A 13,298-nucleotide genomic window follows, 5' to 3' on the forward strand; every position below is an offset into this window, starting at 1 on the left:
TCATCCCGTTTTTAATAGATCCTTGTCCGGCGCCGTTTGCACTGGCTTCTCTACATGATCAAAGCTTCCGGATGTCCACTGGATCTGCCAGTGTCCTGGCTCCCCGTTGCGTACTTTCAAAAGCTGTACATCCCAGCGGAAGAATCCCATTCCTGGCATGTCCTGCTCCAACGCGCTTGCAATAGGTGCGACTTTCCATCTTGCCGCACAGGCCGTACTGCCCATCGTTCTTGGATTCATGCGGTGCAAAAGCCCTGTGACCCGGCTCTTTTCAACGGCTAGCTGCAAACGCCGTGACGCGGTCAAATCCATATCCTTGATTTCGGCGATGACTGCCGAAAGTGCCTGGCATTTAAGTGCCTCTTCGCTCATCCAAAGCAAATCCTTTTCATTATTTACATCAATGAAAATAACCCGGTCAGGATCAATCCCAAAAAATTTAAGAGCAGGTGGGTAAAGTGTTCTTTTCTGGCTAATCCAAAGAGACAAACCGCCTCCTTGCATCAGTTTACCTAATAGTGCGGCCATAAACCCGGTTGTGGCCGCAGCATCCACAGGGGAGCTGCTGATTAGCTCATGAACAGCGCCTGTTGGGAAGATCTGGTTTGGGAAACTATTCTCAATGAATCCCAGCCCAAAATTGACGCGTTTGCCCTGGGTAGGCGCAGTGAAACCCTGCAAAGAATAAATCTGTTTTTGCAGGGTTTCAAAAATGTCGTTTTTGATGGCTGGCTGTTTCATAAGTTGATTATTTAGTTTACATTTGATACGATTTGTATCAAAGTGATGATTGTAATGATAACAAACTAAAAATGAATAGTCAAAAAATATTTTTCGGCATTAACATTAAATTCCTCAGAGAGAGGCGTAAAATGAACCAGGAGTCGCTGGCTGAAAAGCTGTCTCTGACGCGCTCAAAGCTGAATGCATTAGAAAATGGGCATACCAAAGCGCCTCAACCGGATGACTATTTACGCTTCTCGGATTTCTTTAAAATAAGTGTGGATAGTCTGCTGCGGGTTAACCTTGCCAAGCTTTCTGAGCTTAAACTCCGGGAGCTGGAAGCGGGAAATGATGTGTACATGACCGGCAGTAATATCAGGGTTCTGGCCATTACAGTCAATGATCAAAATAAAGAGAATGTAGAGTACGTGCCTGTGAAGGCAAAAGCCGGTTACCGCAGCGGATACAGTGACCCGGAGTTTCTGGCAAAACTTCCCAGGTTTAATCTGCCTAACCTTCCAAAGTCAGGAACATTCCGGATGTTTCCGACAGTGGGTGACTCGATGCTTCCCATACCCGAGAAAAGCGACATCATCACAGAGTATGTGCAGGACTGGAAAAGTCTGAAACCTGATACGCTTTGCATCGTCATTCTTAAAGGGGAGCAGGATTTTGTTTTTAAGCAGGTTACGGTAAATGAGGATGGGACTATACTGCTGCGCTCTATAAATAGTCTTTATCAGCCTTATACAGTTTCAGCACATGATATTATAGAGATATGGAAGTACCGCAGTTTTTTAAGCCAGTCCATACCAAATGCGACCACAAATCAGGATCAGATGATGAAAGTTCTTTTGGATGTGCAGCAGCAGATCAGCAGGATTAATAAAAGAGGGTAAAAGGTTGTTTCCATGGTAATACTGCATAAATTTTAATTGAAATCTATCTGGTTAAATGTTGCACAGATGTTAGCCAAAGTTAATTACATTGACTATAACGATGATTGAAAGCCGTTTTGGTATGGTTCAGTAAATTATTACGCTTGGTTTTTGGAAGTATCGTACTTAGCAAGCTATTAATAGCTTGCTAAGGTAATTGAATGTACTTACTGTCTTAATTATAGCGGACTAGTTCTCCATGTAACTAATGATCATATTCACTTAAAAACCGCGGGTGAGCTCTTATCTGGCGGCAGCGGCTGCAAATCTTTACTTTTGTTCTTATGCTACAACGGCCTGGTTTGTGTTGTCTTTAAATTTTTCTGCCTGCAAACTTACAACATCTTGTGCCAGGCTCGGCCGCCGGACTGCTTACAATGAAGCCAGTATTTTCTTATCTGCAGATTTAAATAACCCGGTTTTCTGACTAAATGGTTTGCAATAGGGGAGGTGAAAAAGTGCCGCTTTTCCTTTATAAAATAGTGATTATATCATCATGCCAATCAAATTTAAATGATATAGATGCAGGGTGAACTTTACATTATAGCGTCTATATGATTACCCGCAACGTGCCGGGTAAGGCTGTTAAACTGCAATCAGAGCCTGTCTTCAAATAGTTTATTAACTCTACTATAAATCCGATGTATCAGCGGTACAATATGTTGGTCAAAGCAAATGTACAGACTCTAATTTTTTTGTTATTTGTTCACTGCGCACAGGCCCAAAAGGTTGCCCAGCCTGTTCTTGGATACCGTTCTGTAAAAATTTTGAAAGAACGCGGGCTTACCTTTAAAGACCTTAATAAAAATGGCAAACTGGATCGTTATGAAGACTGGCGGCTTGCTGTCGATACACGGGTCCAGGATTTGCTTTCCCAAATGAGCCTGGAAGAAAAAATAGGTTTTATGCTGATCAGTACAACCCGTATGGTTGGTGATAATGCGTTTCAACAAAATGCGCCCAAAACCGGCCCGGTAGAAATCACCAGTGATTTTAATGAAGAGGATCTGATACAACCCAACAATATATTCACAAGAAAGCCGCTTACTATACCGATCATGTCTGCTGCCGGGACAACAAAAGGGGTTACACAGTATCATCTGCGGCATTTTATTCTCAGGGCCAACCCTCCGGCAGCCATTATTGCCCAGTGGGCTAACCGCCTTCAGCAGCTTTGTGAAAACGATCATTTGGGCATACCCGCCATTGTCGCTTCCAATCCCCGCAACCATATTACGATTGATGCCGCTGTGGGGCTGAGTGTGGGAACCACTGCATTTTCAAAATGGCCCGGAGAGCTGGGCCTGGCAGCCATGCGCGATTTCAAACTGACCCGCGAATTTGCAGATATTGCACGGCAGGAGTGGACTGCTGTGGGATTGCGTAAGGGCTATATGTACATGGCTGACCTTGCCACAGAACCCCGTTGGCAGCGGATCGAAGGTACCTTTGGCGAGGATGCGGATTTAGCTTCCCATATGATCCGCGAGGTGATTTTAGGTTTTCAGGGGATGCGGCTTGGAACAAACTCAGTGGCCATGACCACAAAACACTTCCCGGGCGGAGGGCCTCAGGTGAATGGTATGGATTCTCATTTTGACTGGGGGAAATTTGCACATTATCCCGGCGGCAATTTTGAGTATCACTTAAAACCGTTTAAAGCGGCTATTGCGGCTGGCACTTCGGCCATTATGCCTTATTATTCAAGCCCCAAGGGGAAGGACTTTGAAGAAGTTGGCTTTTCATATAATAAAGCAATCATTCAGGATCTGCTTCGGGGAAAGCTTGGTTTTAAAGGCATTGTCAATTCTGACACCGGTCCGATAGAAATGATGCCCTGGGGGGTTGAGAATCTATCGCTGCACCAGCGTTATCAAAAGGCATTAACTGCCGGTGTTGACCTTTTTTCAGGAACTGCGGACCCTTCCATTTTATTGGAAACAGTCAGCCAGGGTCTTGTGAGTGAAGCCCGTATTAACGAGTCGGTTCAAAGACTACTCAGAGAGAAATTCGAGCTTGGGCTTTTTGAAAACCCGTATGTGGATGTTGAAAAGGCGAAGGAAATTGTTGGCAGTACTTCGTTTCAAAAAAAGGCAGATCTGGCCCAAAGAAAATCGGTTGTATTGCTTCGTAATGATGCAAAACTTCTTCCTTTGAAAGCCAAAACCAAGCTGTACTTTGAAACTTATTATGACAACGGGCGGGCTTCTGGGCCCATAACCGTGCACAAAGCTGCCGAATCCTCTGCATTTGAATTTGTTTCAAGTAAACAAGAAGCAGACGTCGTGCTGGTGTGGATTATTCCCAATGCCGGAGGTTTGTTTGCTTCGGGTAATAAACCGATTGAGCTGAACTTGTCAAAAAATAAAATAGATGTGCCTCACATCAATGAGCTGATCAGTAGCAAACCAGCTGTGCTTGTCATCAATTTTTCCAGCCCCTGGGTGCTCGATGAGATCGACAGTAAAGCAGCCAGCACGATCCTTGCTACTTTCGGTACAACGGCTGATGCCGTTCTGGACGTAGTAAGCGGGCAATTTAACCCAACAGGCAAACTGCCATTTACCATTCCGGTTTCAAACCAGGTCGTTACCGATAACAAATCTGATATTGCGGGCTCTATGGAACCGAAAGGTTACGCCTTGTTCAGTTTTGGTGCAGGTCTAAGTTATTAACCATCATTTCAAAATAAAAAATAAACCCTGCACCGCCATGAAACCATGGCAGTGCAGGGTTTTCATTTTTTTAATCTTTTCGGCCGCTCACCAGGTGCCTCTAGTATTTTACTGTTCCGGTATAGTCTGAACTCCTTTGAAACAACGCCAATCGGCAACAGCTGGTCACAGAATCTGACAGTTTACCGTTCTTTTTATATCAAAATATATACAAAAAGCGGCTACTTATATACAAAATGCCTCACCCGCTGGTTCAGATTCAGTACCGTCAACATATTCCATGTTGTATACCACCGGGTCCACCTATGATTTCACTTTTAAACGGCAAAAAAGCCTGGTTACTTTTTGTTTTAACATCCAGTGTCATTTTGCCCTCAGTAGCACAGCGGGTATTCGTTCAAAATATTGAGGGGATCAACAGAAGCTATTTATTTTACAGCAATACAAGCAACTACGATCGTAACAGCAACAGACCTGTGATCATTGTGCTGCACGAAAATGGTCAAAGTGCCAGGGATGCATTTTCAAAGGCGCCATGGAAATCGATCAAAGAGCCCACCATTTTTATTTTTCCAAATGCTGTAAACGGAACCTGGAACTGTAAAGATCAAAGTTCAGCAGCGTCGGATACTAAATTTATTTCCGCTATTCTCTCAGACCTGTATGTCAATTATCATAACGACAGAAACCGGATTCATATTCTGGCAAACCAAAGCGCTGCTTGTCTGGCAGAAAAGCTCAAAAGTGAAAATTTATCAATCAGTGCAACCTTTAATGGTTCGGACTGGAAAAGGACAGATTCGTTGACTGTGATCAAAGACATTGAAAAGGTCTTAAAAACCAAGGTTCAGGCCGATACAACCTTTAATCTCTGGGAAGATCCCCTGTATGTAAAAAAGATCAGCCCGATCGATTCGCTTAAAGGTTACCGGCTTCATAACCGGGCGGTTCTGGAAGTACGTTACGGCACGTTTGCCATGCTTGGATCTGTAAGGACCGGCATAAACGATGGGACCTATACTGACTTTTTCAAATCACATTCTTTTATAGATATCCATTTTACAAAATGGATGAATGATTCGATTGCCTGGTTTGTCGATGTGGGGCGTCTGAAGGTTCCCATGAAACAAGACCCAAGCAGTGACGGTGTTATTCGAAGCGGAGGCGGGATGATCATTCCTGTTACGGTTGGGCTTAAATATGCATTTCCAAGATTAAAAGGCAGGCCCTATCTGATGTTGGGTACCGGTGTTATCCAGGCCATGGCATTTGGCGGAAAAATACGGCCCGGAGCAATGAGCTCGGGAGCCAGGCCCAATTTGGATGCCGAGGTAAGAATGGTTTTTCATACGACCATTGGAACCGGGGTTGACCTTCGTTTTTCCAAGCGATTTATGGTTGGCGCGCATCTGCGGTACCTGCATTCAGCACAATTCAAAAGCGCTGCCAAGGTCGATGCGATCAGAGGTTTTAATCTGAATTTCGGGCTGGCCTATATCATCAACGCAAATAGTATCAAGAAACTGCCGTTTCCATTAACTTCAAATAAATGACAATTTTTATATTCTGCCGGAAAAAAAAGATGACGAAAATCACCATCGTGTTTTTTCTTTTTGCAAATATTCTCGCTTATGGTCAGAATAATTTTACCATCAGCGGAACGATCAAGGATCGTTCAAATGGTGAAATGCTTATTGGAGCCAGCGTTCTTGTATTAGAAAATAAAACAGCTGGCGGAGCGGTTACAAACACCTATGGCTTTTATTCGATGACTCTTCCCAAGGGCAAATACACGGTTGAATATAGCTACATCGGTTTTGAAAAGATTGTAAAACAGATCGATCTGAATACCAATCTTGTCGTTGACATACCTTTGGTGCCTTTGTCAAGAGTGCTTGATGAGGTAAAGATCGTCGATCAGAGCCGTATTTCTGGCGCGCGTAGTTCTGAGATGAGCGTAAACAGGCTTGATATTAAAACGATACAAAAACTGCCGGCATTAATGGGAGAGGTCGATATTGTAAAAAGTCTTCAGTTTCTGCCAGGGGTTAGCCAGGTCGGTGAGGGCTCCTCGGGCTTTAATGTCAGGGGAGGAAGCGTGGGTCAAAACCTTGTTTTGCTCGATGAAGCGCCGGTATACAACTCCTCGCATATGCTGGGATTCTTTTCGGTATTTAATCCGGATGCTGTTAAGGATGTCAAATTGTATAAAGGGGCAATCCCGGCCGAATATGGTGGCAGAGTCAGCTCGGTTCTTGATGTAAGGCTTAAAGAGGGCAATAACAAAAAAACCGAAGTGGAAGGCGGTATCGGGTTTATTTTTAGCAGGCTCGCCGTGCAGGGCCCTTTGATTGAGGATAAATCATCTTACCTGATCGCGGTCAGAAGATCCTACGTAGATGCATTGTCGACGCTGCTGACCAGCAATAATTTTGGTTTGAATTTTTACGATATTACCGCGAAGACAAATTACATAATCAACCGTAAAAACCGTCTTTATTTGTCTGGTTTTATAGGACGTGATAATTTTGGGCTGTCCGACGAGGCAAAATTTAATTGGGGTAATAAATCAGCCACGCTCCGCTGGAATTCACTGATCAGCAGTAAATTGTTTTCTAACGTTTCAGCTGTTTTCAGCAATTATAATTATCAGCTTGGTTTTAATCAGGATGCAAACAATAAATACGACTGGCGTTCATCGATTACCAATTACGTTTTGAAACCTGATTTCAGTTATTTTATCAGCAGAAACTCGGAGCTTAAATTTGGCCTTGAAAGTTCCTACTACCGGTTTAATCCGTCCAACACAGTGGGCACAACCAACGGAGAAACAGTCGACAGCAGTCAGCCGCTAAAATATGCTCTTGAAATGGCGGGGTATATCAACCATAAGCTGACGGTAAGTCCAAAACTTGAATTACAGTACGGGTTGCGTTTGTCCTATTTCAATTACCTGGGGCCGGGTACGGCCTATCAATATAATGATACCATACCGGGCGCAAAAAAGACAGTGGTCTCAGAGCGCTCCTATAAAAGCGGTGAATCAATTGCTTCTTACAAAAACCCGGAACCCCGGATATCTGCCAAATTTCAGGTGGATGAGAAAACCTCGATCAAAGCCAGTTTCAGCCGTACCGCCCAATATGTACATTTTATTTCCAACACCAGCGCGTCAAATCCTTTGAACATCTGGACACCCAGCACCAATAACATCAGACCTGCGGTGGGAAACCAGTACACGCTGGGCTACTTTACCGATCTTGGAAAAACGGCCAACTATGAACTTTCAGTAGAAACATTTTACCGCAACACTTCCAATGAAATTGACTACATCAACGGTGCCGAGCTTTTGAATAACGACAGACTGGAGGGTGATCTTCTCAGTGGGAAAGGCAGGGCCTATGGTCTTGAACTGTACCTGCAAAAAAAGAAGGGGCTGATCACAGGATGGGTCTCCTACACACTAAGCCGGTCGGAATTAAAAGTAGACGGCATCAACAAGGGAGCCTGGTATCCGACCCGTTTTGATCAGACCCATAACCTGAAAGTGGTAGGTTCTTACACGATCAATGAAAAATGGTCAACCACAGCGGATTTCGCCTTCACAACCGGTACGCCTACAACGTATCCCAACCAGCGTTACCTCTCGCAAGGCGTTTTGATACCATATAATTCAAAGGATTCGCGCAATGATGCCCGCCTGTCGCCCTATCACCGGTTGGATCTGTCGCTGAGAATGGAAGGGAAAACCAAACGCAATGACGGTACACCCAAGAAGAATACGAGCTACTGGGTGTTTTCCATCTACAATGTTTATGGCCGAAGAAACGCTTTTTCAACCTATTTTACCCAGTCATCTGACAGGGTCACTGCCCTGCAGCCTATTCAGACACAGGCATACCGGGTTTCGATCATCGGATCGATGGTGCCGTCGGTTTCTTACAATTTTAAATTCTAATCTCAGCATGTTTAGCAAGGACAAAATCAGATCTTCGGCCCGGCTGTTACTTATTTCACTATCCGTTTTGCTTTGTGCCTGTGAGGATGAGGTGACACTTGATACCGGATCGGCCGAACCCATTTTAAATATTGATGCCTGGATCAACAACAAAGCTGAAACCCAGATCATCAATCTGACACTCACACAGGATTATTTTGATAATGACAACCTTCCGCCGGTGGCTTCGGGTGCCAAGGTGCAGATCACCGATCAGGATGGAAAAGTCTTTGAATTCATCGAGGATTCCACCAGCAGGACCGGTGCTTACCGGTGGGAGCCTGTCAATGGTCAGGTGCTTGGCGTGGTAGGCAACTCGTATATTTTGGAAGTGAGCTATAAAGGTAATGTTTACACGGCCAGCTCCACCATGAAGCGTGTTCCGCCTGTTGACAGTATGACACTTTCTTTTGAAGAAGGAAGCGGAATGATCGATGATATGTACAGGGCAGAGTTCTGGGGCTCAGATTTCGCAGGTAAAGGGGATACGTACTGGATCAGAGCATATAAAAATGGCCGCTTACTGAACAAGCCCAGTGAAATAACCACAGCCTATGATGCGGGTACTTCTTCGGGCAGCGGATTTGATGGTGTTACCTTCATCACACCGGTCAGGCTTGGTGCAAATGCCAATGATTTGGATGATGACGACAGGCCCAAGTCTCCTTTGGTAAACGGTGATTCTATCTATGTTGAAATTCACTCGATTAATTTGTCAGCATTTCAGTACCTGGCAGAGGTCGTTACCCAGGCTGACAGACAAGGTGGTATTTCTGAGCTTTTTACTTCCAGCCCTCTGGCCAATGTATCGACCAATATCAAAAACAAAAGTGCAGGTTCGGCTGCGGTCGTCGGATTTTTCAATGTTGCCGCAGTTTCCGGGCGGGGTAAGAAATTTTATTTTTAGGATTACCATAAACTCATATTGCAACAATATAGGCTTGTTGCGAGTATTAGATGCCGTACTTACCTTTTGATCCCCGATGTCTGCCAGGTTGTTTGATTTGAAGGCCATATCTTTTCCACACCAGCGTTTCTGGCTCCATGTATGCGGCTGGCTGGCATTTTTTGCCACTCCGTTCATTTTGCCCGTACCTGTTTTTAAACAGCTGCCGGCTTATCTTTTTTACTATTTGGTCATCACCAAAATTATCTTCAATTTGGTGCTGATTGTTATATTCTATTTAAACCTGCTGGTTTTGGCACCGGGCCTGCTGCGGACAAAATTGTCGGGCAGGTATTTCACATGGCTGGCTGTATTGTTAACCGGTGTTATTCTTCTGGACTATGGGTTTATATGCGGTATCCGCGATGATCTGTGGGGTTTCTTCTCACGTGAGCAATTGTCTGATCCGGTTCTTCGCAACGTTTGGAGCAGGGATTTGTTTAACCCTTTTCATATAGTTGCAAACCTGATCCTTTTTTCGCTTGTCATTTTAGCCAGTTCGCTGCTGGCCGTATTATCTGACCGATCTGAGCAGAAGGCTTTCAGCCAGCAGATTCAGCTTGAAAAAACGAACACAGAACTTTTAATGCTCAGACAACAGATAAGTCCGCATTTCTTTTTTAATACGCTCAATAACATCCGGTGGCTGATCAGACAAAAATCAGAAAGGGCTGAGGACTCGATCATGGAGCTTTCTGATATTTTAAGATATATGCTCTACCAGACAAGCCACGATAAAGTAGAACTGGCCGGCGAGATTACCTATCTGGTAAGATATATTAACCTACAAAAGCTTCGACTGCATCCTGAGGCAAAAGTAGAATTCTGTTTTCAGACTGATTTTAACAGCATTGCCATCGCACCGCTTTTATTTTTGCCCTTTGTTGAAAATGCATTCAAGTATGGAATCGATCATGAGCAGCCCTCCTTGATATCGATAATTCTGACCAGATCCGGAACCGATTTATTGTTTAGCTGTACCAATCAGATTTTTCATCCGGCAGCTGTATCCGGCTCTGAATCAAAAGGAATCGGGCTTCAAAATGTTCGCCGCAGACTGGAAATGTATTATCCGGATGCATACGAGCTCAGCATCAGCGCGCCTGGCGATTACTACGCGGTGGAATTGACCATTAACAATCTGATACATGAATAAGCTCCGCTGTCTTCTGGTGGATGATGAGCCGTTTGCGCTGGAAATTTTAGCGGACGACATCAGTAAGATCCCTTATCTGGAACTTGTGAAAAGTTGCAGGAGTGCTTTTGAAGCGGCAAGAGTCCTTGAACTGCTCAGGATCGATCTGGTTTTTTTAGACATTCAGATGCCCGGGCTTTCGGGCCTGCAGTTTCTTACCCAGCTCAAAGATCCACCCATGGTCATTTTTATAACGGCCTTTGAGCAGTTTGCCGTAACGGCCTTTGAGCTCAATGCGGTGGATTATATTCTCAAACCTGTCCGTTTTAAACGGCTTCTTGCCGCTTCTCAGAAGGCGTTAACATTACATCAGCTGCGTCTTGGTCCGCCTGCAAGCCAGCATGATCAGCAATATCTGCTTGTAAAATCAGAATACAATTCAGTCAGGATTCCATACAACGATGTTTTATACATCGAAGGAATGAAAGATTATGTGAAAATATTTTGCGCCTCCAGAAGCCAACCCATTTTAAGCAGGATCAATGTAAAAAATATACATGCGCTTTTACCCGAAGAACTATTCTGCCGTGTTCATCAGTCATTTATTGTTTCTGTTGGCAGGGTCAACACATTTCAAAAGAAAAAGTTGTGGATACAGCAAAAGGAAATTCCGATCGGAGGCCGGTTTGTAGATCAGGCCAAGCGGTATTTTGAGATAAAATTAAGCTAGGCAAAAATACAGATACTCAGATTTGTTTGTGCTGTTACCCGGTTATTTACCGGCACCATTAACCAATATCACAAACGGAATCTGTTTATTGAAGTCGGGTCTGAACGGAAGCTGGTTTAAAAAACCCTGCGCATAATTTCCCAGGATAATATCCTGGTCGCCGTCACTGTCGTAATCCGCTACATCCATGCATATCCAGCGTCCATATTCGTTAATTGGAATCGCAAAAGGTGTAAAACTGAGCTTATGATTATCGGGTTTTTTCTGTTTAAAATAAAGAAAAGTCTCCCAGGGATTATTTTTTAAATCGGCAAAAAAGGAAATGAGGGCAATGTCGGTAAGACCGTCTTTGTCAAAATCTGCCGCTAGCGCTTTTGTGCTCCCGTTAACCGGATAAAAATAACTTTTTTCAAACTTGAAATCTCCCCGGTCAGAATAAATGTAAAGACCGTGGTATGGTTTTAAAACTTTGGAATAATCGCTGTTATCGCCGCTGGTATAAATAATCTCGCTCACTCCGTCCTTGTCGATATCAACATAATCAAAGCTGCTGCTGCCAAATACGGGAGGAAATCTAAGGATGTTTCGCTGGGTAAATCCACCTTTTTTGTCATTTAAAAAAAGCCAGATCCCTTCATCACCATGTGCAAAAAGGCTCATGATATCCAACCAGCCATCGCCATTAAAATCACGGATAATGCTCTGGGTCGCTCCGGGAACCTCCCTTACAGCAGACCTTATAAAGGTCTTTTTCTCAGATTGTAACAGCAGATAAAGTCCGCCGGTTTCGTGCCCGAAACTACTTACCAGATAATCTTCCAGCCCGTCTTTATTAAAATCTGCCCTGAGCGTTTCAATGGGACGAACAAATCCTTTTGCTACCTCTTTCAACCCGCTTTGCGGCTGGCTCGTAAGCTGCTGAACGGAACCGGCGGCCAGATCCACAGCCTTCATCTGCCCGATTAGCGTTAGTACAGGATCCTGATCTTTGGCCAAATTCATGTGTGTGGCAGGGGAGGGAAGCGCTGTAATTTTATAATCAGTCAGATTGTTCTGCCACTGGAATAGTCTTGATGTGGCCGCATCGCTGGTATAAAGAAGCTTTTTATAAGGATCATAACGCACCAGTGTCGTGGTGGCTACACCAGATAGGTTTGCCAACGGCTTTTTTAAAGAAAAACCTGCCCAGCTCTGCAATGGTTTTGCCGGCCGCTGTTCTACGAGCTTTGCCGGAGCCAATGAGTCATAAAATGCTACAATTTTTTGCCAGTCCTGAACAGAAATAGCGGATTCTTTTTTTGAATAATAAGACGGTCCACGCCAAACGCCCAGGCCTAACTTTTTGGCCATTGCCGGTAGAACATGTTCTTTCCAGGTTTGTTTATCGAGCATAGAAGGCTCCACTGCAAGATGACACGAGCCGCAGTGCGTTTCAACCAGCCGCTGCTGTTCTGTAACCATTTCCAGCTTCTGGGTTTTAGTGCAGCCTGCAAGCAGCAGCCAGCACAGCAGCAATGAGAACAAGGGCTTGCCTGAAAATAAAACGAAAATCTTTAAAAAGCCGGTATTCTTGGAATAGTGCAAAATGATAGCCTTTTTAAAAGAGCGCATACGATAAGGTTATTGAAGGAAAACGGTGCTGAATGGATTATAAATGAATATATGGTTACAAGCCAGACAATCTATGGTGAATTAATTTAATGCCAAAAATAGCCAGGCATCATACTATACGTTTTTACCATGGGCAGGACATAGTTTATACGTCTGATTTTTTGGGATCAGTCAGGATGGTTTTTCCTTGATACGCCAGAATTTTGTCAAATGATGCATTTTTTCAAAAAAATAAAAAATGTAAGATTAAAAGTAAATATTTGATGTCACTATTTGTGTATTTATCAACAGATCACAATTTATACATGAATATATACCAAAAAGTAAACCTGAGTCGTTGACAAAATGTAATAAAATTAAATTTTTGTTATTTATTTTATTAAAAATAACCATATTTGAGTCCTATTTTCAAAGGCTCACGTAATATAAGTCTGGAAAAGAAAAAATTAATATTATACTTAAAATAATTATAAACACGATTGATGCCTATGTAAAAAAAGAGTGCCCTTAAACAGACCCGGATCATGCTACCAACATTTCCGA

Annotated in this window: 9 protein-coding genes; 7 read left to right on the forward strand and 2 right to left on the reverse strand. The window is 43.7% G+C overall.

Annotation, left to right across the window (positions count from 1 at the left end; all coding sequences use genetic code 11):
* Positions 1-741, reverse strand: a complete 741-nt coding sequence (locus LXL81_RS25180; protein WP_234650133.1) for an ImuA family protein — start codon at positions 739-741, stop codon at positions 1-3.
* 71 nt (positions 742-812) lie between these two features.
* Between LXL81_RS25180 and LXL81_RS25185 the strand changes: the two genes are divergently transcribed.
* The 7 genes from LXL81_RS25185 to LXL81_RS25215 all read left to right on the forward strand — a co-directional run bounded on the left by LXL81_RS25185 (position 813) and on the right by LXL81_RS25215 (position 11,144).
* A complete protein-coding gene (locus tag LXL81_RS25185; protein WP_234650134.1) occupies positions 813-1,622 on the forward strand; it encodes a LexA family transcriptional regulator in 810 nt (269 codons plus the stop codon).
* 698 nt (positions 1,623-2,320) lie between these two features.
* The gene (locus LXL81_RS25190) at positions 2,321-4,336 is read left to right on the forward strand and encodes a glycoside hydrolase family 3 N-terminal domain-containing protein (protein WP_234650521.1); all 2,016 of its coding nucleotides are present in this window, start codon (positions 2,321-2,323) and stop codon (positions 4,334-4,336) included.
* A gap of 305 nt (positions 4,337-4,641) precedes the next feature.
* Entirely contained in the window at positions 4,642-5,889 is a 1,248-nt protein-coding gene (locus LXL81_RS25195; RefSeq protein WP_234650136.1) for a hypothetical protein, read from the forward strand.
* A gap of 29 nt (positions 5,890-5,918) precedes the next feature.
* Positions 5,919-8,294, forward strand: coding sequence for a TonB-dependent receptor (locus LXL81_RS25200; RefSeq protein ID WP_234650138.1), 2,376 nt, complete (start codon positions 5,919-5,921; stop codon positions 8,292-8,294).
* Positions 8,295-8,301: 7 nt separating this feature from the next.
* Complete coding sequence (locus LXL81_RS25205; RefSeq protein WP_234650140.1) at positions 8,302-9,240, forward strand: DUF4249 domain-containing protein; 939 nt, start codon at positions 8,302-8,304, stop codon at positions 9,238-9,240.
* Positions 9,241-9,316: 76 nt separating this feature from the next.
* Positions 9,317-10,435: a sensor histidine kinase gene (locus LXL81_RS25210; protein ID WP_234650141.1), complete on the forward strand. Its 1,119-nt coding sequence runs from the start codon at positions 9,317-9,319 to the stop codon at positions 10,433-10,435.
* The gene (locus tag LXL81_RS25215) at positions 10,428-11,144 is read left to right on the forward strand and encodes a LytTR family DNA-binding domain-containing protein (protein ID WP_234650143.1); all 717 of its coding nucleotides are present in this window, start codon (positions 10,428-10,430) and stop codon (positions 11,142-11,144) included. The genes LXL81_RS25210 and LXL81_RS25215 overlap by 8 nt, the downstream gene beginning before the upstream one ends.
* Positions 11,145-11,186: 42 nt before the next feature.
* Here LXL81_RS25215 and LXL81_RS25220 read toward each other — a convergent pair whose 3' ends face one another.
* The gene (locus LXL81_RS25220) at positions 11,187-12,755 is read right to left on the reverse strand and encodes a VCBS repeat-containing protein (RefSeq protein WP_234650145.1); all 1,569 of its coding nucleotides are present in this window, start codon (positions 12,753-12,755) and stop codon (positions 11,187-11,189) included.
* Positions 12,756-13,298 lie beyond the last annotated feature (543 nt).

The sequence above is a fragment of the Dyadobacter sp. CY356 genome (genome assembly GCF_021440195.1).
Lineage (GTDB): Bacteria > Bacteroidota > Bacteroidia > Cytophagales > Spirosomataceae > Dyadobacter.